This is a genomic window from Photorhabdus sp. RM323S, assembly GCF_042879375.1.
Classification (GTDB): domain Bacteria; phylum Pseudomonadota; class Gammaproteobacteria; order Enterobacterales; family Enterobacteriaceae; genus Photorhabdus; species Photorhabdus tasmaniensis.
Genome location: NZ_JBHFKZ010000004.1, coordinates 138623 through 162015, shown reverse-complemented (window position 1 = coordinate 162015; position 23393 = coordinate 138623). Strand labels below are relative to the sequence as shown.

General features: G+C 43.9%; 23 protein-coding genes, 2 pseudogenes and 1 riboswitch. Of the genes and pseudogenes, 14 read left to right on the top strand and 11 right to left on the bottom strand.

The window, feature by feature from the left end; translation table 11 throughout:
- The 5 genes from ACGF7G_RS03665 to bioA form a co-directional block, all read right to left on the bottom strand.
- The coding region (locus ACGF7G_RS03665) for a type VI immunity family protein (protein ID WP_387463586.1) at positions 1-431 on the bottom strand (431 nt) is incomplete at its 3' end.
- Positions 432-467: 36 nt separating this feature from the next.
- Entirely contained in the window at positions 468-1613 is a 1146-nt protein-coding gene (locus ACGF7G_RS03660) for a DUF3396 domain-containing protein (RefSeq protein WP_387463584.1), read from the bottom strand.
- 15 nt (positions 1614-1628) lie between these two features.
- Positions 1629-2993, bottom strand: a complete 1365-nt coding sequence (locus ACGF7G_RS03655) for a VRR-NUC domain-containing protein (protein ID WP_387463582.1) — start codon at positions 2991-2993, stop codon at positions 1629-1631.
- A 2-nt stretch (positions 2994-2995) separates the two neighbouring features.
- A complete protein-coding gene (locus ACGF7G_RS03650; RefSeq protein WP_387463581.1) occupies positions 2996-3247 on the bottom strand; it encodes a hypothetical protein in 252 nt (83 codons plus the stop codon).
- A 1053-nt stretch (positions 3248-4300) separates the two neighbouring features.
- Positions 4301-5572, bottom strand: a complete 1272-nt coding sequence (gene bioA / locus ACGF7G_RS03645) for an adenosylmethionine--8-amino-7-oxononanoate transaminase (protein WP_133815091.1) — start codon at positions 5570-5572, stop codon at positions 4301-4303.
- 94 nt (positions 5573-5666) lie between these two features.
- On the opposite strand from bioA, the gene bioB reads away from it, so the two are divergent.
- From bioB to bioD, 4 genes are read left to right on the top strand one after another with little or no spacing between them, the layout of a single operon-like run.
- Positions 5667-6704 (top strand): biotin synthase BioB, encoded by a 1038-nt coding sequence (gene bioB / locus ACGF7G_RS03640; protein ID WP_387463578.1) that lies wholly within the window; start codon positions 5667-5669, stop codon positions 6702-6704.
- Entirely contained in the window at positions 6704-7855 is a 1152-nt protein-coding gene (bioF, locus tag ACGF7G_RS03635) for an 8-amino-7-oxononanoate synthase (RefSeq protein ID WP_387463576.1), read from the top strand. The genes bioB and bioF overlap by 1 nt, the downstream gene beginning before the upstream one ends.
- Entirely contained in the window at positions 7839-8606 is a 768-nt protein-coding gene (bioC, locus tag ACGF7G_RS03630) for a malonyl-ACP O-methyltransferase BioC (RefSeq protein WP_387463574.1), read from the top strand. The genes bioF and bioC overlap by 17 nt, the downstream gene beginning before the upstream one ends.
- Positions 8599-9279, top strand: a complete 681-nt coding sequence (bioD, locus tag ACGF7G_RS03625) for a dethiobiotin synthase (protein WP_387463573.1) — start codon at positions 8599-8601, stop codon at positions 9277-9279. Before bioC ends, bioD begins: the two co-directional genes overlap by 8 nt.
- A gap of 75 nt (positions 9280-9354) precedes the next feature.
- Here the strand turns inward: bioD and ACGF7G_RS03620 are convergent.
- Positions 9355-9555, bottom strand: a pseudogene (locus ACGF7G_RS03620) (DDE-type integrase/transposase/recombinase); the annotation flags it as partial.
- A gap of 220 nt (positions 9556-9775) precedes the next feature.
- On the opposite strand from ACGF7G_RS03620, the gene ACGF7G_RS03615 reads away from it, so the two are divergent.
- From ACGF7G_RS03615 to ACGF7G_RS03605, 3 genes and pseudogenes are all read left to right on the top strand, one after another.
- The gene (locus ACGF7G_RS03615; protein WP_387463595.1) at positions 9776-10216 is read left to right on the top strand and encodes an antitoxin Xre/MbcA/ParS toxin-binding domain-containing protein; all 441 of its coding nucleotides are present in this window, start codon (positions 9776-9778) and stop codon (positions 10214-10216) included.
- A complete protein-coding gene (locus tag ACGF7G_RS03610) occupies positions 10213-10671 on the top strand; it encodes an RES family NAD+ phosphorylase (protein WP_387463572.1) in 459 nt (152 codons plus the stop codon). The genes ACGF7G_RS03615 and ACGF7G_RS03610 overlap by 4 nt, the downstream gene beginning before the upstream one ends.
- 254 nt (positions 10672-10925) lie before the next feature.
- Positions 10926-11126: pseudogene (locus ACGF7G_RS03605) on the top strand (DDE-type integrase/transposase/recombinase); the annotation flags it as partial.
- Positions 11127-11345: 219 nt separating this feature from the next.
- On the opposite strand, the gene ACGF7G_RS03600 reads toward ACGF7G_RS03605, so the two are convergent.
- Both ACGF7G_RS03600 and ACGF7G_RS03595 read right to left on the bottom strand, forming a co-directional pair.
- On the bottom strand, positions 11346-12239 hold the full coding sequence (locus ACGF7G_RS03600; protein ID WP_133815084.1) for a queuosine precursor transporter: 894 nt from the start codon (positions 12237-12239) through the stop codon (positions 11346-11348).
- A complete protein-coding gene (locus ACGF7G_RS03595) occupies positions 12240-12854 on the bottom strand; it encodes a helix-turn-helix transcriptional regulator (protein WP_133815083.1) in 615 nt (204 codons plus the stop codon).
- A 1623-nt stretch (positions 12855-14477) separates the two neighbouring features.
- Between ACGF7G_RS03595 and uvrB the strand changes: the two genes are divergently transcribed.
- Positions 14478-16487 (top strand): excinuclease ABC subunit UvrB, encoded by a 2010-nt coding sequence (gene uvrB, locus ACGF7G_RS03590; RefSeq protein WP_387463570.1) that lies wholly within the window; start codon positions 14478-14480, stop codon positions 16485-16487.
- On the opposite strand, the gene yvcK is transcribed toward uvrB, so the two are convergent.
- The gene (yvcK, locus tag ACGF7G_RS03585) at positions 16488-17396 is read right to left on the bottom strand and encodes a uridine diphosphate-N-acetylglucosamine-binding protein YvcK (RefSeq protein WP_387463569.1); all 909 of its coding nucleotides are present in this window, start codon (positions 17394-17396) and stop codon (positions 16488-16490) included.
- Positions 17397-17654: 258 nt separating this feature from the next.
- Positions 17655-17800, top strand: a riboswitch (molybdenum cofactor riboswitch).
- On the opposite strand from yvcK, the gene moaA reads away from it, so the two are divergent.
- The 6 genes from moaA to ACGF7G_RS03555 all read left to right on the top strand — a co-directional run bounded on the left by moaA (position 17787) and on the right by ACGF7G_RS03555 (position 21984).
- Positions 17787-18770, top strand: a complete 984-nt coding sequence (gene moaA / locus ACGF7G_RS03580) for a GTP 3',8-cyclase MoaA (RefSeq protein ID WP_208862189.1) — start codon at positions 17787-17789, stop codon at positions 18768-18770. It overlaps the preceding riboswitch by 14 nt.
- Positions 18771-18808: 38 nt before the next feature.
- Positions 18809-19285 (top strand): cyclic pyranopterin monophosphate synthase MoaC, encoded by a 477-nt coding sequence (gene moaC, locus ACGF7G_RS03575; protein WP_133815078.1) that lies wholly within the window; start codon positions 18809-18811, stop codon positions 19283-19285.
- On the top strand, positions 19285-19530 hold the full coding sequence (gene moaD / locus ACGF7G_RS03570; protein ID WP_133815077.1) for a molybdopterin synthase sulfur carrier subunit: 246 nt from the start codon (positions 19285-19287) through the stop codon (positions 19528-19530). The genes moaC and moaD overlap by 1 nt, the downstream gene beginning before the upstream one ends.
- A gap of 3 nt (positions 19531-19533) precedes the next feature.
- The gene (gene moaE, locus ACGF7G_RS03565) at positions 19534-19989 is read left to right on the top strand and encodes a molybdopterin synthase catalytic subunit MoaE (protein WP_133815076.1); all 456 of its coding nucleotides are present in this window, start codon (positions 19534-19536) and stop codon (positions 19987-19989) included.
- A gap of 179 nt (positions 19990-20168) precedes the next feature.
- Positions 20169-20879, top strand: coding sequence for a Bax inhibitor-1/YccA family protein (locus tag ACGF7G_RS03560; protein WP_133815075.1), 711 nt, complete (start codon positions 20169-20171; stop codon positions 20877-20879).
- 55 nt (positions 20880-20934) lie between these two features.
- Positions 20935-21984 carry a Fic family protein gene (locus ACGF7G_RS03555; RefSeq protein ID WP_133815074.1) on the top strand — a complete coding sequence of 350 codons (1050 nt, stop codon included), beginning with the start codon at positions 20935-20937 and terminating at the stop codon, positions 21982-21984.
- Here the strand turns inward: ACGF7G_RS03555 and ACGF7G_RS03550 are convergent.
- Complete coding sequence (locus ACGF7G_RS03550; RefSeq protein ID WP_133815073.1) at positions 21977-22174, bottom strand: hypothetical protein; 198 nt, start codon at positions 22172-22174, stop codon at positions 21977-21979. The genes ACGF7G_RS03555 and ACGF7G_RS03550 overlap by 8 nt on opposite strands.
- Before the next feature lie 101 nt (positions 22175-22275).
- Positions 22276-23382 (bottom strand): ABC transporter permease, encoded by a 1107-nt coding sequence (locus tag ACGF7G_RS03545; RefSeq protein WP_133815072.1) that lies wholly within the window; start codon positions 23380-23382, stop codon positions 22276-22278.
- Positions 23383-23393 lie beyond the last annotated feature (11 nt).

Sequence of the window (23393 nt, the reverse complement as noted above, 5' to 3'; positions counted from 1 at the left end):
TTTAGATAATCCCAGGGCAGCACCAGACTCAGGTAGGAGCTGTCATCGTCACCATCAATTTCTCGGGAATCCAGATAATGCATCAGATAGCGGGGGGCTTCATAGATATTTTTTGCGTCACTAATATCCCAAGTAGAAGGCTGATTCTTTTTCTGATTAAGAATACCTTCTTCCACTTTGGCAATATTTTCGGGTGAATACTTTTTTAGCCCTTTCAGTGCATGACGGTGAAAACGCAGGTGAGTGCTGAACTCTTCGCGAAAGCGGCGATAACAGGCCAGAATGCGCTGCTTTTTCTCCGGGGTGTAACCCTGTTTAAAAAACAGGGTTATCGAGATACCCAGAAGGGAAACAGTCAGCCCATCGCCATTGAGGAAAGTAAACGCAGCCAGTTGTGATCTTAACTGGGCAAAATAATCCAAAGTTTTCATCTTCTCTCCTTTCATGATGAGGCGGTGGATAATCCGTTATTCCCACATATTTGCCGCTTCCCGTATCAGATGCCATACGGTTGTGCCCGATGCTGCGCCCTGAGTATCGAAGGCTGTAGCCCCCTGAGCAAAAAAGTACTGCTCGCCCGGCAAGCTATCGGTTCGCCAGATCCCGCTGACCAGGGCGGGCTCACCGCCTCTAATCGGCGTTATATGCAGAGGGCCACGGTCATAGCGGGCATACCAGGCCAGCGTGGAAGTTGAATTAAAATGTCCTTCACCATAAAAATGCAGAGAATGGCCTTCACGAGGAATAACCCGTATCGGGCGTATCAGCTGGTTAATGGCAAAATAACTCGTCGGGACATTGCCCGGTAGTGGTGTTAAGTCCGGGTATTGACCTGCCCGGATCATCAGACCATTGGGGTAAGAGCTAATCGCCACATCCGTGTAGCGTGCCAGCGTCTTGCGTATCCAATGTTCCCCACCCAGACGGTTGACAAAGCGTTTTGACAGCAGGGTGATCCAGTTAATGCCCCGGATGGAATGTTCATACTGTAATTTAGCTGTGTGCACTGCGGAGTTCACTTGCAGGGAAGGATAGCGCTGTGCTAACTGGTACTCTAGGGGAAAGTAATCATGGTAATCTCTGGGCAGGACCAGACAATAACCGCAGTCTCCACTGTCAGGTTCAAGCTGTTCACACAGAAAATCCAGCCAGGCCATAAATTTGGTCATGCCGTCTTGTGCTTTCAGATAATCCCAGGGCAGCACCAGACTCAGGTAGGAGCTACTGTCATCACCATCAGATTCATCGGAATCCAGATAATGCATCAGATAGCGGGGGGCTTCATAGAGATTTTTTGCGTCACTAACATCCCAACTAGAGGGCTGGTTTTTTTTCTGATTAAGGATGCCTTCTTCTACTTTAGCAATATTTTCGGGTGAGTATTTTTTTAACCCCTTGAGTTCATGAGTATGAAAACGTAGATGAGCGCCAAATTCTTCGCGAAAGCGGCGATAACAGGCCAGAATGCGCTGCTTTTTCTCCTGAGTGTAACCCTGTTTAAAAAACAGGGTTATCGAGATACCCAGACGGGAAACAGTCAACCCATCGCCATTGAGGAAGGTAAATGCAGCCAGTTGTGATCTCAACTGGGCAAAATAATCCAAAGTTTTCATATTTCTCTCCTTTCATTATGAAGCAGTGGCGAATGTCACACTCGCCAATATTGCCAGGACAGCGGCTAATGCGGCGGCGCTGACCGCTGCGGCAGCAGTTAAAATTTCCACCAGTGCAATCAGCGCCGCAGCGACGGCAAGGGTGACGAGGATAACAACGGCAACACCGGCAATAATTACCACGACTTCCAACATGCCTTCACCGACCGCTTTAAATATTTGCATCCAGCTAATACTTTTGAGCTCTTCCAGGGTGATATCCGAACCCTGTTGCACAGTCTGCCATTGGGCTTTTATCTCACTCTCCGTCCAGGTCACAATTTTCCCCGTCTGTTCACTGACCCAGGAAAACGCGTAACTGGCCTGATGGCTTATCGGGTCAATAATTTCTTCACACACCCACTTGCCAGTTTCACTGAACCAGACACCAAACTGGGCAAGAAGCTCCCGGGTACTGTCGCGGACATAATTCAATCCGTTTTCGGCCAGACCCGTCACTTCCTGCCCGAGGATAACCCAGTCTTCATAGCTGGGTAAAAAAGACCAGGGGGAGGTACTGATAAGTGGGAGTTTTTTGGTCAGGGGTTGCGGAATAGTCCCCGGTACGCCTTCTTCGGGAGGTGTGGGGGGAGGTAATGCATTATCGTCAGGCGGCGAACCGGGTGGTAGCGGGGCCAGTGGGATAGGATTTTTATAGTGTTGTGAACCGGGTTGGTAATGTTTTCGCCACGCTTCATCATACTGTTTTTGCTCTTCTGTGCGGCTATCGATGACACGCATCACCCCAAAGCGGTCTTCGGCCGCAATCTGGATATAATCTGTTTCTTGCCCTTTACTGAGGGAATCCCCCGGAAATTTCACCTCAATCAACATTTTTAGATTATCAGGGTGCACAGAACCGTCAAAGTAGGTGGCATTTCTGCCCGGCCAGCGGAGATCCTCATCTTTAACCAGAATAATATCGGGGCGGCGAATACGTTTCACCCCAAATTTCTCCGCGTCTTCGGCAGGAGGCCGGGCAAACGGATTACTGGATTGCGGTAAGTTATCACCATAACGCTGCTTAGAGTCTTGGCTGGTCGCCAGCATGGGCAGAGGAACATCCTTCTTCCCTCGGATAGCAAACACCACTTCTGCTTTATAAGGCCACAGAAAATCGTGCTTATACTCTTCAACTTTGATTAATCCGCTCATGACAATCTGTTTAAGAAAGCGAATCGCCCCCAGTTTAGTGATAATCATTGCCGGCAGTCGCTGGGCATATTCAGCTTTTTTCGCCAGGTAGCAGGGATCTTCATCGGCGGGAAAAAACCCTATTTCCATGGTGCAGGTGATTGAGGTGACGGCTGGACACATCTTGCCGCTGTTGGGTATAGCCATACTTATTTCTCCTCATCGTGTTTAATTATCGCCGTGCGGTTATGCGCAACGTCTGTTTTCTGGTCATTGCCTATCTGCGTGGTTTTATCCCGGAGGATCTGAGTTTTCATATCCCGTTGAGCATGAATAAATACTTCCTCGCTGCCTTTGGCATCCTCAAAGCGCAGCTCATTAAATCCCTGTCCTCTGTGCGATACCTGAAAAGTTGTTTGAGATAGTGCGCCAATGTGGCAGGTGAAAACTAATCCATCCATATTTGAAACCTTATATCATTGAACCTTAATCGTGAAACCCAGATAACACCGGAGGCCATTAAACGCATCATTCGCTTCTGCCCTTTTAAATAGCGCCGTGCAGCGTTTTTTCATATTACCGAGCCGCTGTTTCAACTTGATGGCCCTGAATACAAAAATAGTTCCGGCCTGTTCCGCAGTAAAAAATGAAAGCGGGAAATATCCGTCACTGAATATGTGGCGTTTGAAAGCACACTAAAACAGTTTCCAGCTGAGTCGCGTGGAAATAAATAACAGGGAATTTCGGCCTCTGAGTTTTATGACCATAAGATTACAATATTTATCCTATGAACATAACAAAAATGTGACATCCGTCACAAAAACAGCCTGTTAATTACTCCCTGCGGTATGGAATGAATAAACATCGCCGGATGTTTTCGCCTAATTCGGGGGAAATTTGAAACGCCGAAAGCGTCAGGATATTAATCCGGTGTGTTAGAGCTGATGATATATAGTTTTGAGTGTTTCTATTTGAATTCGTTGACCATTTTAACGTAAGCCACGTAGAGATTAATAATATTTTATTCAGTTCTCCACAATAGACGATTTCCATAATTTCAGCCCTTAAACTGCCTGGCTCAATAACAGAAAAAGCCGTATTCATTATTTCCTCACTGGGTTATCAATATCAGTTCTTTGTTAATTACCCAGTGAAGAAAAATAGATAACCAATTACAAAGGACAATTATTCATGCTATTTTGGAAAAAACATTTAGCAATATTATCTCTCACACTATCACCCGCTGCCGCTAATACTGTTAGTTCCACCAATTCCGGCGATCTTTGAACGATAACCCCGTTTCAAAGCAGCGCAGCACGACAAGGAAACGGTGAATGTCAATCATCATTGAAGAAGTCACTCAGTAACATAACCGTAAAACTTTTGACTGCGGCGTAACGGAATTAAATCAGTTTCTACAACAACAAGCCCATTAGTATTCGTTAATATGAGCCATAACAAGCTCCCGCCATATCCGTAGAATGGGTGGCGGGGAGTAAATCATTGACAGTGAGTTACAAATTAATTGCACTGGAAACAGCCTTTGTCAGACATGAAAGCTGCTCTGGTTGAATAATATAAGGTGGCATTAGATAAATCAGTTTACCAAATGGCCTTATCCAGACACCTTTAGACACAAAATAGTGTTGTAACACCGCCATATTCACCGGTTGTTTCATCTCCACCACCCCGATAGCACCTAATACCCGAACATCAGCCACTTTTGCATGTAATTTTAATGGCATCAACTCAGTGCTTAGTTGGGCTTCAATCGATTTAATACGCTGTTGCCAAGGGCTTTCTAACAACAATTTCAAACTGGCCTCTGCTACGGCACAAGCTAACGGATTTCCCATAAACGTTGGACCGTGCATAAAACAGCCAGCTTCACCATTACTGATCGTTTCGGCGACTTTACGGGTTGTCAGCGTTGCTGATAGCGTCATATAGCCTCCAGTCAGCGCTTTACCCACACATAAAATATCCGGTTCAATTTCAGCGTGTTCACAGGCAAACAATTTTCCTGTACGACCGAAACCGGTGGCAATTTCATCGGCAATTAACAGAATCTGATGTTGATCGCAGAGCATTCTGACCTGACGCAGATATTCAGGATGATAAATCCGCATTCCTCCGGCACCTTGTACAATAGGTTCCAGGATAACCGCGGCAATATCACTGGAATGCTGCTCCAGCAAAGTACGCAATGGAATGATATCCCGTTCATCCCACAGAGAATTAAATCCACATTCAGGTGATTCGGCAAACAGATGTGCTGGCAGATAACCTTTGTAGAGATTATGCATCGAATTGTCGGGATCACAGACAGACATAGCACCGAACGTATCACCATGATAACCGTGACGTAATGTCAGAATACGCTGACGTTTCTCACCTTTTGCCTGCCAGTATTGCAACGCCATTTTCAGGGCCACTTCCACCGCAACAGAACCTGAATCAGCCAGAAAGACGCACTCAAGCGATGGTGGCGTAATGTCCACTAATTGTCGGCAAAGTGCGATTGCGGATGGATGGGTAATTCCACCAAACATGACATGAGACATCTTGTCAATCTGGATCTTGGCTGCTTGATTTAGTACCGGATGGTTATATCCATGAATGGCAGACCACCATGAGGACATGCCATCTATTAGCTTACGGCCATCAGAGAGTTCCAGTTCCACACCAGAGGCACTGATAACAGGATAAACCGGAAGGGGCTTGGTCATAGAGGTATAAGGATGCCAGATATGGCGCAGATCAAATTCAATATCAGAAGAAGTCATATGGCTTAATGTAAACTAATTTATTTAAAATTGGTTGACAGTATAACGACATTATTTAAACTGACGAGACTTTTTTCACACTGGAGATGTCATTGTGACTGAACGTAAGCAATGGACAATTAAGCAGGCACAAGAACTGTTTGATAAACCTTTTTTCGAATTATTGTTTGAAGCACAACAGATTCACCGTATGTATTTTGACCCACAGCAGGTACAGGTCAGTACATTACTTTCCATCAAAACCGGCGCTTGTCCGGAGGATTGCAAATATTGCCCGCAAAGCTCCCGCTATAAAACAGGCCTTGAAAAAGAGCGGTTGATGGAAGTGGAGAAAGTGATTGATTCTGCCCGTAAGGCTAAAAACGCAGGTTCAACACGTTTTTGTATGGGTGCCGCGTGGAAAAACCCTCATGAACGGGATATGCCTTATCTGGAAAAGATGGTTAAGGAAGTCAAAGCATTAGGGATGGAAACCTGCATGACGCTTGGCATGCTTGAGGGTTCACAAGCGCAACGGTTGGCGGAAGCGGGATTAGATTACTACAACCACAACCTTGATACCTCACCGGAATTTTATGGCAACATCATTACAACCCGGACCTATCAGGACCGGTTGGATACGCTCGATAAGGTGCGGGATGCGGGAATAAAAGTTTGCTCTGGCGGTATTGTCGGCTTGGGTGAAGAGATCCGTGATCGGGCTGCGTTGCTGGTACAACTGGCAAACCTGCCAAAACCACCGGAAAGTGTCCCCATTAACATGCTGGTAAAAGTCAAAGGCACGCCGTTGGCTGATAACGAAGATGTGGATGCTTTTGATTTTATCCGCACCATTGCGGTTGCCAGGATCATGATGCCAGCTTCTCATGTCCGGTTATCCGCCGGTCGTGAACAGATGAATGAGCAGACGCAGGCAATGTGTTTTATGGCGGGCGCTAATTCTATTTTCTATGGCTGTAAGTTGCTGACCACACCTAATCCTGGTGAAGATAAAGATTTACAACTGTTCCGGAAATTGGGCATTAACCCTCAGCAGACTCAAACGGCATTTGGTGATAATCAGCAGCAACAGCATCTGGCAGAAGCTATCATCAATGCGGATAACGAACAATTTTATAATGCGGCATTGTAATGGATTGGTCAGTGTATCTTTCCCGGCAATTGTCCGAGCGTCGGGACTCTTCTCTATGGCGTCAGCGGCAGGTTAATCAGAAATCAGATGGGCGTTTCCTGTATACCACTAAAGGCAAATATCTTAATTTTTCCAGTAATGATTACTTGGGGTTAAGCGCAAATCCCGCCGTCATTTTCGCATGGCAGCAGGGGGCTGAACAATATGGTGTGGGCAGTGGGGGTTCAGGCCATATGACGGGTTATACAAAAGCTCATCAGCGACTGGAACAACAATTGGCTGACTGGCTGGGTTATCCAAAAGCATTGCTCTTTATTTCAGGATATTCTGCTAATCAGGGGGTAATTGCAGCGTTAATGACGAAAACGGATCGGATTATTGCCGATCGCTTGAGTCATGCTTCATTAATGGAAGCTGCCATGCATTCATCCGCTCAATTATGTCGTTTTCGCCATAATCAACCTGCATCACTTGCGGATTTACTGGCAAAACCCTGTGTTGGGAAAACACTGGTGGTGACCGAAGGGGTGTTCAGTATGGATGGTGATTGCGCGCCGCTGGCTGATATTTATCAGCAAACCCGCGTTTCGGGTAGCTGGTTAATGGTGGATGATGCACATGGTATTGGTGTTTGTGGTGAACAGGGACGGGGAAGCTGTTGGCAACAGAAAGTAAAACCGGAAATTTTAATTGTCACTTTTGGCAAAGCGTTTGGGTTGAGTGGTGCGGCGGTACTTTGCGATGAGCAGACGGCGGAATATTTGATTCAGTATGCCCGTCATCTTATTTACAGCACTTCTATGCCTCCGGCGCAGGCGCAGGCGATTTCTGAAGCGATCCGGCAGATCCAATTGGGTGATGAGTTGCGCCAACGGTTACAGCAAAATATTGATGACTTCCGCCGGCAGGTACAGAAATTGCCATTCAACCTGACAGATTCAACTACGGCGATTCAGCCATTGATTGTGAGTGATAATGCGTTGAGTGTGTCTTTATCTCAATATTTGCAACAAAAAGGAATTTGGGTTAAAGCGATTCGTCCTCCGACAGTACCGCCAGGCAGTGCCAGGTTACGTATTACTCTGACTGCCAGCCATACGCAGCAAGATATTGATATATTGACGGAGGCGCTATATGAGTTCTGTCGCTGAATGTGTTGATAAACGGGCTATTGCCGGCGCATTTGGGCGTGCCGCCGCCAATTATGATGTGGTAGCAAAATTACAGCAACAAACCGGCGAATTCCTCATGCAACAAATCAGTGGGCATCCTGGCAGAGTAGTCTTGGATGCCGGTTGCGGTACCGGTTTTTTTAGTCATCGCTGGCGGCAACTGGGGAGGCAGGTTATCGCGTTGGATTTGGCATCGGGAATGTTGGCTCATGCCCGTGGAAGGCAGACAGCAGATTATTACCTGCAAGGGGATATTGAACATTTAGGGCTTGCTGACAGCAGTGTTGATATCTGTTTCAGTAATTTGGTTGTTCAATGGTGCGATAATTTATCTGGTGTTTTAACCGAGCTTTATCGGGTAACCCGCCCCGGTGGATTGATTCTATTTTCCACATTGGCTAAAGGTTCATTACATGAATTGCAGCAAGCCTGGAGTGAGGTTGATAATTATCAGCATATTAATCACTTTCTGCCACAGCAGATGATTAAAGATGCCTGTCAGGATTTCCGGCACCGTCTTATCAGCCAGGTTTATCGCCAACAATATCCGCATATATTGCCACTATTAGGTTCCCTGAAAGGGATTGGAGCGACTCATCTTCATTGTGGGCGTCAGCAGGGACTGATGACTCGTGGACGGCTGACTGCTTTGGAGCAGGCTTACCCTCGGGAAGATAAACATTTACCTCTGAGTTATCAGGTTGTTTTTGGAGTGATTTATCGTGACTAAGTGCTGGTTTTTAACGGGTACAGATACCGAAGTAGGTAAGACCGTTGTAAGTTGTGCTTTGCTACAGGCTGCGACTAAAGCAGGATATAAAACAGCAGGTTATAAACCCGTTGCTTCCGGCAGTGAAATAACACCGGAAGGCGTCCGTAATGCGGATGCATTGGCATTATTGGCAAACAGTTCTTTACCTTTACAATATGAGGAAGTGAATCCGCTGGTATTTGTTGAAGCGACATCACCGCATATTGTTAGCGCTGATTTAAATCAACCGATTGATTTTTCCGTGATGTCTGCGGGATTACATCATCTGGAAAAGAAAGCCGACTGGGTTTTAGTCGAAGGGGCTGGCGGTTGGTATACGCCTTTATCGGAATCGGCGACTTTTGCTGACTGGGTGATTAAAGAACAATTACCGGTTATTCTAACCGTGGGTGTGAAACTGGGCTGTATTAATCACGCGATGCTCACCGCAGAAGCTATCAGAGGTTCAGGATTAGACTTCGCAGGTTGGATAGCGAATGAAGTTGAACCCGCAAGCAAGCGTCAGAAAGAGTATCTGGCGACATTAGAACGCATGTTACCTGCGCCTTTATTGGGTATTATTCCTCATTTAACGCAAGAATATCTTAATTATTCAGGTGAATATATAGATCTTAACTTACTGGTTAATTGAATTATTCGGAGAGCATAAAAAAGGGTTCTGTCGCATTAGCGTAGAGAAGTTAGCCAAAGTGGGGCTGCAGGTTATTTAGGCAGCCAATAAATAAAATTGTTCTGCCGGTGACAATCCGTCGCCAGCAGGATGATGAAGTTGTCCTTTACGTATCATCTGTATAAGCTCAATGCCTGCTAGCAGGGTCTGGGCCCGTTGAAAGGATTTGAATCCCAGCATCGGTCGAATCCGTCGTTTGATGTTCCGATGGTCTTGCTCAATCAAATAGGCGAGGTACCAGCGTACACATTGCGCGATAACATCAATGGGGTAATGCAGGCGTTTGAAGGCTTTTCGGGTCAGTGACATAGTCAGACAACATTATAAAAAAAACAGCATGTTATCCGACCACACCTTAATGCGACAGAACCGTATTATCTGGCCGGTGGTGAAAAGTTTGCCGTTGTTTCTTCATATGGTATAATTGAAATACCAAATGGGAGGGCTAGTTATGACGATGAAAGTATTTTCTCCAGACGTTACCAAAATGAACCAGCACTGCCTATGGCAGGTCGCGGGTCTGGATAATGACGGTATTGCGTTGATGGACAAAATCAATCACGGTCTCGATGGTAAAGTCGCTAAGCACATTTCTGAATGGGCTAAAATCACGCCGACCGAACTGCGAAAAATGTCCGGTATCCCGAATACAACGTTTAACCGCGGCATTAAAGACCGTTTCACAGCGGATCAGAGCGAACGTCTGGTGCGCATTATCCGAGTCATTGAACGTGCTGTAGAGCTGTTTGAAGGTGACAAAGAAGCTGCACACAAATGGATGAACGAAGCGAACCGAGGATTGAGCTGGAAAACCCCGGCAGAAGTTGTTTCTTCTGAAACCGGTGCGCTCGAAGTCATGCGCCTGATTACGCGCATTGAGCATGGGGTATATTCGTGATCCTTTACCGGATGACCAAGACTCGTTACCTGATGACAGCATGGTCAGGTCTGGGTGCAAAAGAGGCGGGAGGCCGCTGGAACAGCGTAGGCACTGCAATGGTCTATCTGTCCGAAACGGCCTCCCTGACTATGCTTGAAACGCTGGTTCACATCCATGCGCCGCAGCTGATGGACGACTTTACACTGTTGAGCATTGATGTACCGGATGAACAGATCCAGACCTTTAACCTGAAACTGCTCCCTCCTGATTGGGCTAGTGAGGATGCGCCTGCTGAACTCGCGCTTTACGGCGATAACTGGGCAGAAAGCGGTTCGTCCATCGCGCTGCGTATTCCAAGCGCGTTGTCTCCGGTGGAATTTAACTACCTGCTGAATCCGGCTCACCCGGATCTATTTGACCTGATGAAAACCGTTAAGAAAATCCCGTACCGGTTTGATACCCGTCTGAAATAAAATCAGGCGTTAACTATCACTGTTAATGCGAGATATTTTTGTGCTCAAGATAGCAAAAATCTATAAAGTTATTATCTCTGCTGTTGCATTATTTTACTTTGTTTACTGGGGACTTGATCCGGTTCTGTCGCATTAAGGTGTGGTCGGATAACATGCTGTTTTTTTTATAATGTTGTCTGACTATGTCACTGACCCGAAAAGCCTTCAAACGCCTGCATTACCCCATTGATGTTATCGCGCAATGTGTACGCTGGTACCTCGCCTATTTGATTGAGCAAGACCATCGGAACATCAAACGACGGATTCGACCGATGCTGGGATTCAAATCCTTTCGACGGGCCCAGACCCTGCTAGCAGGCATTGAGCTTATACAGATGATACGTAAAGGACAACTTCATCATCCTGCTGGCGACGGATTGTCACCGGCAGAACAATTTTATCTGTTGGCTGCCTAAATAACCTGCAGCCCCACTTTGGCTAACTTCTCTACGCTAATGCGACAGAACCGGCATAAGTGCTTATCCTACAATATTATGATATATATGTATTTTATCGCTTTGCCTTATATGGTGTATGACCTTTCGCAAAGACCTTGGATTTTGACCCCAGCTTAAGCTGGGGTTTTTCATTTATACGACGAGAGCATAGAAAAGTGTAGGGCATTATTCTCAATATTATACTTCGGCAAGTTTTTTATTAACTGTAGCCTCTGCGGGTTGGTTTATATAACGTCTGAATATCTTTCTTACCAGGTATATAGGGCCTACACCCAGAATAGAATAAACGACTTTAATTATAAATTGGGCAATAATCATTTCCTTTATGATATCGATACCGAGAACACCATAAAAAGCAATTGAACAGAATATTATACTGTCGAATGCTGAGGCGATGACAGTACTGGTTATCACTCTGAGGAAAAGATACTTTGAATTTGTGAGAGATTTTATTTTGCAAAGAAGATACGAATTTATGTTCTCAGAGATAAAATAAGCAAGAGATGATGCCAGTAATACCGAGACGATACTATTAATTATGCCGCTATAAGTTGCACCAAACTCCCATCCGGGAACACCCGGCATCAGTGCAGTTGCCCAAAGCCCCAGAACAAACAGTAAGTTCGCTGCAAAGGAGATAATAATCGTTCTTCTTGCCAGGCGTAACCCATAGAATTCGTTTAGAATATCGACCAGAAGGAAAGTGATTGGGTAAATAAAAACGCCGGGCGGAGTGACGATATTAATAATAGGGATATGTATGGGCTTCACGCCACATATTGTGGAGAAAATATAAATAACACTGAGTGCGACACTGATGAGCAAATACGCTTGCCATGAACGCTCATGACGATCCCCGAGTTCATAAGCTGTGACAATGTTGCTGTGGCTGTATAATTTTCGATATAGCGTACTGAGTTCATGCCTGCTCAAATCTTCTGAAATATCACTATCGACCAGCTCTTTCAGCCCCATAGTAATGGTTTTGCCCGTCGCAAGTACCATGATATTTGCTGATAATTTACCGTACCTTGTAAATCCCAATAACTTAAATTTCTGGTTTGCGGTCATTTATAGCCTTTCTCCTACGATATACCCTAAAAATTGAGCGTATTTAGGGTATCTTCTGTCTATGTTGTCATCATCTTTCTCTTGTCGGATAAAGAACCCGATGTCTTTAGAGTAGTACAGTAATGGGGTGTTAGTGACTAATGCGGGAGGGCGTTTTATGATGATCACCTCACCGGGTATAAAGGTATCCCCTATTTCCGATTCGACTTTAATCGCCAGCATATTTGATTCATCGCCAAAGAAATAGGTCAGCGGGTACTCGGTAACAAGCTGGCCTATTTTTTTCCCGGAAACAGATAAAAATTCAGATTGTGGAATGATGGGGATGGCTGACGGGTTTTTATTACCTTCAGTTGAAAGCGTTTCATTGAGACGTTCTAGTTGCTCAAGGTCATAATTTTCTATTTCTTCACAGGAAACACCAAAAAAATCGGAGATCCGGAGGACGGTAGATTGTTGAACGTTATTAACTTGCCCCTCCAGAATTTTATAAATGGTCGTACGGGTTAATCCTGTTCGATTGGAAAAGGAACTTTTGGTTTCGCCACGGGTACGTATCAAATACTCTATATTCTTAATGATATTTGTTTTTCGCTGTGCATTAGACGTTTTCATAAAAATCCTTTATGTAAAAATGACTGCATAACTATATATTACTCAATGATATTGTCCAGTATGAGAAAGCCACTCATTGTAATAGTTTATTGATTTTACTTTAATATGTTATCTTTATGGCTATTTATATTAGCACATCTTGTGTCTGAAAATGCGCATGGAGTTACATTTATATTTTAAAAATAAAAGTTAAATCATAGTATTAAGTTGGATGCATTATAAAGTTTACATAAAAATGAACTTTATGTTTCTTTTTATGTTGACTTTATGGGCTATATTACAATAATGTTAAGTTGTGTTGATGTGTTTTTTGGTCGTTAGATAGCGTCAACCAAAATATTATTCCTATTATAGATCCCTCGGGGAAGAGCTACTTCAACCTTCGAGTTTAAAGACTGGTTATTTCTTTTAGCACTAGGGAACCACTGTAAAATAAGGAAGTGAAATAAACATTAGGACGTAAATTAGTAAATTGATTAAATGGTAACACAGTTAAATCACCGGGAAATGGTAATATAAAAATGCTTGGGAACAGCAATAGATTGAAATTGTGGATGATAGATACAAAGTAGGTCTTTCGATCGAAAATAGCCAGCAGAATATTGGACATTTTGTCAGGGCAGTGTAGATCTGATATTTTTGTATCTATCGTTTTTTTTAAAGCTCTCTATGGAGTTCATCTTGTAAAATAGGGGAATACTGATGTGAATTAATCTACTTATTAAGGATATACCGTATATCCTGGTTAAAAGATGAGTTTTACTCATGTCAATAAGGTGGTTTTATTTTTCTGGCGAATGCTTATTAGTATAGCCAAAAATGTTATTGATGATATTGAATCTACTGTTGCTGAAAACAGAAAAAACAGTGATATACCCTATGGATTTCAAGATGCATCGCGACGGCAAGGGAGTGAATCCCCGGGAGCATAGCAAACTATGTGACCGGGGTGAGCGAGTGCAGCCAATAAAGAGGCAACTTGAAAGATGACGGGTATAAACCTTATTATCGAAATGAAAATATTCATTTTATTTCTCCTCAGGTGAAAAACTATCACCCTCTCTTCTGGTGTAAACAGGTTTGATACTGGAAAACTGTTTACCGGTTATTTCCTATTGAATGAAAATTCTGCTGCGAAGTCGGTATGGTTTGTTGCTGGTTAAAAAAACAGTAAAAATTTTTACTGGTAGAGGATACCTCTTTTGTGGAATGATGTTGCAACCTCGTACAGCTAATAGGGTTTGTAGAGTTATCCACTATTCCTGTGGATAACCTTGTGTATTAGGCTAAGAAAAGTTGCGTAACGCAAGAAAATACGCGGCTTTCATTAAGGTTGATGTTATTCTCGTCTTTGTTTTAATTTTCTTTTATATCAATAAGATAACTAAAATCAAGCCTTGTTTGACCGGTGATGACGCCTTGTGTTGTCACCTTTCAGTCGATCATATAAAAAATGAAAAAATCAAGGTGATTTTGGGGATAACGTGGTATTTATTTTGATGTCAACTAATTTTTAATTAATAGGGAAATGGCCCAAATTGAGGCGGTTTTTACAAAACCGACTTGAAGCTGGTTTTTTATCCAGTATTATAGGCGAATTAATGCTAGGAAAGTGAGATATCTATGAGTAAGGTGTTCAAATTACGTTCTGACTTCCAACCTGGTGGTGATCAACCAGAGGCTATTCACCGATTGCAGGAAGGGCTGGAGGACGGGCTTGCCCACCAGACTCTGTTGGGCGTAACGGGGTCAGGTAAAACATTCACTATTGCTAATGTGATAGCGAATTTAAACCGGCCAACAATGGTACTTGCGCCAAACAAAACACTAGCAGCTCAACTTTACAGTGAAATGAAGGCGTTTTTTCCAGAGAATGCGGTGGAGTACTTTGTTTCTTACTACGATTATTACCAACCTGAAGCCTATGTTCCCAGTTCTGATACTTTTATCGAAAAAGATGCTTCCGTAAACGAGCACATTGAACAAATGCGTTTGTCTGCTACGAAGGCTTTGCTGGAGCGGCGGGATGTCATCGTGGTGGCATCTGTATCGGCTATTTATGGTTTGGGTGATCCGGACAGTTACCTGAAAATGATGCTCCACCTGACCAATGGGATGATTATCGATCAACGTTCCATTCTGCGGCGTTTAGCTGAATTGCAATACACCCGTAATGATCAGGCATTTCAGCGGGGGACATTCAGAGTACGCGGTGAAGTGATTGATATCTTCCCGGCTGAATCTGATGAGTATGCCTTGCGTGTTGAATTATTTGATGATGAGGTGGAACGGTTATCCCTGTTTGATCCGCTAACGGGACAGATTGAATATCATGTTCCACGCTATACTGTTTATCCGAAAACTCACTATGTGACTCCTCGTGAGCGTATTATTCAGGCAATGGAAGAGATTAAAGTTGAGCTTGAGGAGCGGCGCAAGGTACTGCTGGCAAACGGTAAATTGCTGGAAGAACAGCGTATTACTCAGCGTACTCAGTTTGATTTGGAAATGATGAATGAATTGGGTTATTGCTCCGGCATTGAAAACTACTCCCGTTACCTCTCCGGACGTGCAGAAGGAGAGCCGCCTCCGACACTGTTTGATTATCTCTCTGCTGATGGTCTGTTAGTGGTGGATGAATCACACGTGACAATCCCGCAAATCGGTGGGATGTACCGAGGGGATCGTTCCCGTAAAGAGACACTGGTGGAATATGGTTTCCGTATGCCTTCCGCATTGGATAACCGTCCGCTGAGATTTGAAGAATTTGAAGCGCTGGCTCCACAGACAATTTATGTTTCGGCTACACCGGGTAAATATGAATTGGAAAAATCCGGTGGGGATGTCGTGGAACAGGTGGTACGTCCTACCGGTTTGCTTGATCCTGAAATAGAAGTTCGCCCAGTCACCACTCAGGTTGATGACTTACTGTCTGAAATCCGCATTCGGGCGGTGAAAAATGAGCGGGTGCTGGTCACTACGCTGACCAAGCGAATGGCGGAGGATTTAACGGAATATTTGGAAGAACACGGTGAGCGGGTTCGCTATTTGCACTCAGATATTGATACTGTCGAACGTGTGGAAATTATTCGGGATCTTCGTTTAGGTGAATTTGATGTTTTAGTGGGGATTAACTTGCTGAGGGAAGGGCTGGACATGCCAGAAGTTTCTCTGGTGGCAATTCTTGATGCTGATAAAGAAGGTTTCCTGCGTTCTGAGCGTTCATTAATTCAAACTATTGGGCGTGCAGCCCGCAACTTGCAGGGTAAAGCGATTCTTTATGGCGATAAGATCACCGATTCAATGGCGAAAGCGATTGGGGAGACGGAACGCCGTCGTGCTAAACAACAAGTATTTAATCAAGAGCACGGCATTGTTCCAACAGGTTTGAATAAGAAGATCAGTGATATTCTGCAAATTGGCCAGCCTGCGGGTAGCAAAGGGAAGGGCAGACGTAAGCTGGTGGTTGCGCCGGAAGAATTCAGCAAGCTGTCCACCAAAGAGCTGGAAAACAAAATCCGCGAGCTGGAAGCGAAAATGTACCAGTATGCGCAGGATCTTGAATTCGAGCAGGCGGCGAATGTTCGGGATCAGGTTCAGGCATTGCGTGAGCAATTTATTGCCAATTCTTAATTAACCAAGGTTTTGCAGGGTATTTTCTAACGCCTGATGCAGTAATTCACGGTCGTGGCGATAGGGAATATCCTGTGCTTCCAGTATTTGTTGAGTAATAATCCGGTCGTTAAGTTCGCTGATATCTGTGCAGGGGCCAACAATGACCGCGTTAATCATCCGGCAGCCAATTTTGTTTTCCATTATTTCTAGTTTATCTTTCAGTGTTAACCCAGCGGCGGCGGTACTTAATTCTTTCCCAAGATTACCGATATAAATCATACTGGCGTTGCTGCGGCGTAGTGCCTGGGTTAAATCTTCAAGTAAAAGCAATGGCATCAGACTGGTAAAGAAGCTTCCGGGGCCGATGATAATCAGATCCGCCTGAGTGATGGCCTCCAGCGCTTCTTTTGTCGCTGTAGCGGGAGGGTAAAGCATCAACTCCTGTGGAATACAATGCAACTGATCAATATTGACTTCGCCATAGATGGTATTGCCTTGATCATCCACCGCCATCAGGTCAACGGGTTGCTCAGACATGGGAATAAGATGAGAATTCACTTTCAGCAGGCTGCGGACTAAATTAATCGCTTCAAGTGGTCTGACACTCAAATGATCCAACGCCTTAAGCATCAGATTACCCAGATTATGACCTGCCAGTTCTCCGTTACCACCGAAACGGTATTCAAACATTGCTGATGCAACGCTGGGCTCGGTAATGAGCTGATTTAAACAATTGCGGGTATCTCCCCAGGCAATCCCGCCTTCGGAGCGCCGGATCCTGCCGGTTGAGCCGCCATTATCTGTTGTGGTGACAATACCGGTCAGGCGGGAGCCTAATGATGAAAGAGAGGACATAACGCGCCCAAGGCCATGACCTCCACCGAGGGCAACTACTCGATCTAAATCGGCTAATGTGCGGTTTCGCATAGAATTCCTGTTGCTGACTGAACTTATATTTACCGAGTAATTTTAGCGTAATTTATTATAAAACACGATTAACCGAAAAAGTGCCGTGATTTGGCGCAATATTTTAATTAATCAACACTAATAGAACTGTCTGCTATTTGTTCTCGTACTGGCTAAGTCATTGTATATTAAATTATATAACGAAAGTGGATGTTCGCATTTTTCTTGCTTAAGCGCTAGAATTGACATTGAGAATGTCGTTTTGCATTAAACCATAGATATTGAAATTAACTCCTAGCCTCTGCGTCTAAGTCACCGTTTTACACAGCGATATGATGCTTTGGCCGTGGCCACTGAGTCACCAGGATGTAGGGTAGAAATGCCTACGTCTCCCATATTTGGAAAGGTGTTATTGTGGAACAACTCGTAGATGCTTTTGCCCGAAAATTTTATTATTTGAGACTGTCTATTACCGATGTCTGTAATTTCCGGTGTACGTATTGCTTGCCGGATGGTTATAAACCCCGCGGGCATCACGCCTTTTTGACATTACCTGAAATCCGTCTTGTTGGCCGGGCGTTTGCCGATCTGGGTACAGAGAAAATCCGTTTAACGGGGGGTGAACCGACCATGCGCCGTGATTTCACGGATATCATTTCTGTCATCCGTGAAAATAAGTTAATCAGAACCCTTGCGGTAACGACCAATGGTTATCGGATGGAACAGAATGTTGCCGGGTGGAAAGAGGCGGGTTTAACTGCGGTGAATGTCAGTATGGATTCGCTTGATCCCCGTCAGTTTCATGCGATTACCGGACAAGACAAATTCTTTCAGGTGATGCGTGGTATTGATGCGGCATTTGAAGCGGGCTTCCGTAAAGTGAAAGTCAACGTGGTGCTGATGAAAAACGTCAATGACATCAGCCTGCCGGCTTTTTTGCACTGGATAAAAGATCGCCCTATCCAGTTGAGATTTATTGAATTGATGGAAACCGGTGATGGCGGCGAAATGTTTCGCAAATACCACATTTCTGGCGAAACTATCCGGGAACGCTTGCTGCACGATGGCTGGTATCAGCTTCAACGCTCACGCAGTGATGGCCCGGCACAGGTTTTTAGCCATCCTGATTATCAGGGGGAAATCGGTCTGATTATGCCTTATGAGAAAGATTTCTGCCGAAGCTGTAATCGCTTGCGTGTTTCCGCAATAGGTCATCTTCACTTATGCCTGTTTGGTGAACAGGGGATACCACTGCGTGATTTGTTATCGAGTGAAGAGCAACTCGATGATTTAAAATTGCGTATTCAGGGGGGACTGCGCCATAAACGGGAAACTCATTTCCTTCATCAGGGCGACAGTGGAATCACCCCAAATCTTTCTGTCATCGGCGGTTAATTTACTGCCGGGTATTGTTGTTTTTTCAGGAGCAAAGAATGTCTCAATTGACCCACATTAATTCTACTGGTGAAGCCCATATGGTTGATATCTCTGCTAAAGCCGAAACAGAGCGTGAGGCGCGGGCAGAGGCGTTTATTGAAATGACGCCGGAAACACTGGCAATGATTATTGACGGCAGCCATCACAAGGGGGATGTGTTTGCAACAGCCCGGATTGCGGGCATTCAGGCGGCGAAGCGCACATGGGAATTAATTCCGCTTTGTCATCCATTACAGCTAACGAAAGTCGAAATTCAGTTGGCAGCGCAGACAGAATATAACCGGGTAAGGATTGAATCCTGTTGCCGTCTGACAGGAAGAACTGGCGTTGAAATGGAGGCATTGACAGCGGCATCTGTCGCGGCGCTGACGATTTATGATATGTGTAAAGCTGTACAGAAGGATATGGTCATCGGGCCGGTTCGTTTGCTGGAGAAACGGGGCGGGCGATTAGGGCATTTTAAGGTGGAATAATGATTAAAGTACTCTTTTTTGCTCAAGTACGTGAGCTGGTAGGGACTGATTCACTGGAGCTGGATAATAATTATCCAACCGTTGATGGTTTGAGAAAAGCATTAATATCACAAGGTGAGCGTTGGGCTATGGCGCTGGAAGATGGAAAACTCCTGTCAGCAGTCAACCAAACTTTTGTTCATGGCGGGCATCCATTACAGGATGGTGATGAAGTGGCTTTTTTCCCACCGGTGACTGGGGGGTGATCAATGGAAAACACGCGTATTCTTGTTGGCCCGGAAAATTTCAGTGTAGGGGATGAATACCAATGGCTTTCTCAATGTGATGAGGATGGGGCTGTCGTCACTTTCACAGGCAAAGTTCGTCATCATAATCTGGGTGACCGAGTGAGTGTACTGAGACTGGAACACTATCCCGGAATGACGGAAAAAGCGTTACAAAATATTGTTGCTAAAGCACGGGATCGCTGGTCATTGCAACGTATTAGCGTTATCCACCGGATTGGTACGCTTTACCCTGGTGATGAAATTGTGTTTGTTGGCGTGACAAGCGCTCATCGTCATATGGCTTTTGAAGCTGCTGAATTTATTATGGATTATTTGAAAACAAAGGCACCTTTCTGGAAAAAAGAGTCCTTGTCTAATGGTGAACGTTGGGTTGAATCCCGCGAGAGCGATCAAGAAGCCGCGAGACGCTGGTTATGAAGCATTTTCTATTTCTGCGAAACGCTTCGAAAACTGATCAGATAGATGAACTGCTGTATAAGTAATTATTGAATGGTTAATTGTTTTGATTATATTCTGTGATAATGTATAAAACTTGAGTGGGTTGTTGATATTAAAACAGCCCAAATTTCTAAACACTGTCATAGAAGGTAAGCGCCATGGATCGTTATCCACGCTCAAATGGTTCTATAATCCAGCAGGCTGGAACCGGCCTGCAAACTTATATGGCCCAAGTTTATGGTTGGATGACTTGTGGCCTGTTGTTAACAGCATTTGTGGCTTGGTATGCGTCACAAAGTCAGGTTGTTGTTACATTTATTTTCTCAAACTCAATTGTTTTCTATGGGCTGATTATTGCTCAATTGGGGCTGGTTTTCGTTCTTTCCGGTTTGATTAACCGTATGAACGGTTCATTAGCGACAGGGCTGTTTATGCTGTATTCAGCCCTGACCGGGCTGACGCTTTCCAGTATTTTCATCGTATATACCGGTGGTTCCATTGCCACCACTTTTGTCGTGACTGCGGGCATGTTTGGTGCGTTGAGCGTTTACGGCTATACCACCAAGCGTAGTCTGAGTGGCCTTGGCAGCTTCCTGTTTATGGGGCTTATTGGCATCATTCTGGCTTCTCTGGTTAACTATTGGTTGAAGAGTGAAACGTTGATGTGGGCGATAACCTACATTGGTGTGGTTGTTTTTGCGGGTCTGACCGCTTACGACACTCAGAAACTGAAAGAGATGGGTGAAGATCTGGATGTGAATGATAAAGAGAGTCTGCGTAAATTCTCTATTGTCGGCGCACTGACCCTGTATCTGGACTTCATTAATATGTTCTTGATGCTGCTGCGTATTTTTGGCGATCGCCGTTAATTGATATTTTCAGTGTAGTTAAAATAACTTTGGCTACACTGATGCTCATTCTTATATGACGAAACTTATACCTGTATCTATTGGTCAGAATAAAAAGACCACAACCGTATCTTTATTGATTGAGCCAATTACTCATATCAAGAAGACTATTCGTGGAAAAATGAGTTACCATTATTATTGGAATAATAGAACCAAGGAAGTCATTTTCGGCTCAGGAACATTGAAAACAAAAGAATTTATGTTTTCAGTCGCTCATATATTAAGATATAAAGAGCCTACAGAACAGATACGGAATAGAGATATACAGTTAGGTGATTCTGTTGGTGTGTTGTTTAATAAGAAATCTTCATTGCTATTATTTGGTTCAGTAGTCGGTGTAGATTTGGGTGTTAAGAATGAAAATTATTTTCATATCTTACCTCATCATAATGATTTTCCCTTTGGGAAAGGAAAATTCATTAAAATAAAGAATGAAAAAGATAAAATTTATATTTTAAGTGATGGAGTTAATGAAAGATATGAGTATTTGGCGACTAAAAATAAGATATATGCTAAATATCAGTATCAACTTGATTGGGCTGAAATAATTTTATCTAGAGTAAAAGTGGGAAAGTTTATTCGAGAATATATAGTAAATAGAGCGTTACCTATTGGTGAATTGGCGTTTGTAGATTGTCATAAGATGTTATTTGGCAATATATACAGTTGGGCCGGTCAATATAGAAAAGATGTTATTGTAGTCGGTGATAGAGAGAGGCCAACTATGGAGCATTGTTATGTATCGCAATCAATGAAAGCTTGTTTACGAACATGTAATCGTAATGAGATGGATAAAATATTAACAAAACGTGAACTTGTAGCCAAGTTGGTTATTATCCATAGAGAATTAGCATGGATACATCCATTCCAAGATGGGAATGGTAGAACTATTAGATTGTATTTACAAATATTATGTTTATCTAAGGGATTTGATTTTAACTCAGAAATACTGGATAGTTCTGTAAAAAACAAACGTATTTATCATTATGCAGTAAGAAGAGCTATTGATGGAAAGAGTAGAAATCTAACCGCCTTATTTAACAAGGCAGTTAGTGAGATTAGTTGATTTTCGTCAGGAATTGAGCTGCTTTGCTCATTTTCTTCCATGATTCATCACTGACTTTATTACCTTCGAGAGAAAAAGATGCGCGCAAAGAACGACAAATCCGTTCTTCCAGGTTAGCATCAGAGATATGTTTGGTTGTATTTTCCTTATCCCTAATTTGTATGGCAATTTGTGAGTGTGATTTTTTCATAATCTTACCCTAATCAAGAGTCGTATTGCCGATATTATACACATTTTTTCTTTCTGGATATAACGACTTTTCATATAAGTTTATACATGTGTATTATCACATCAGGCAATTTTCCGCCGGAACAACCAATAGGCAAGATTACCGGTTGTAACAGTGATTGCCAGAAGGGGCCACAGGCTTCTCCAGATAACAGCGAAATCGGCATCTTTAAGATAAATCTGCTTGGTTATGTCATTAAAATGCCAGATAGGATTAACCCAGGTGAGATCTTGTAACCATCCAGGCATATTTTCAACCGGAGAAATATAACCGGAGATTAAGATGGCGGGCATAATAAAGACAAATACGCCAATAAACGCCTGTTGCTGAGTGTAACAAAGAGAAGAGATTAACAAGCCAAATCCCACCAGCGATAAGCTGTATATCAACATGGATAAATAGAACAGCGGTAGTGAGCCGGAAAATGGGATTTGATAGCAAAAGATACCAATAGCCAGTACTAAAGTTGCCTGAAAAGTAGCCACGACTACAGCAGGAACCGCTTTGCCAATGAAGATCTGCCAGGTGGTCATGGGTGAAACCAGTAACTGGTCCAGCGTTCCTTGCTCTCTTTCCCGGGCAATTGACAATGCAGTGACCGTTAATATCCCAACCGTGGTGATCAGTGCAACCAGAGAAGGCACGACAAACCATTTATAATCCAGATTGGGGTTATACCAGTTGCGGATCACCAATTCACTGTTATTGGCTTTCGGTATATTACCCATGAGCTCTTGTTGATAGTTCAGGACAATTTCCTGGATATAGCCGGCAGCAATTTGAGCACTGTTAGAATTACGGCCATCCAGCAGTACTTGAAGAGAAACGGGATCACGGCTGGCAATTTTAGCACTGAAATCTTGTGGGAAACGAACCAGCAGTAAGGCTTTTTGGTGATCGATTATTGGTTGTATTTCTTGTGAATGGGTCAACAATATCACGTCAGGAAATGCTTTTGATTTTGCCAGCCGTTGCGTCAGCTCGATAGAAGCTTGGCCTTTGTCCTCATCAAAAATAGCAATAGTAGCGTTAGTGACATCAAGCGTTGCTGATAGTGGAAATAGGATCATTTGAAAGATAACCGGCATAACCAATATGGCCCGTGTCTGTGGATCTCTGAGCAGAGACTGTAATTCTTTAATAATCAGTGTGTAAAGACGATAAAACATGGTAATTCCTT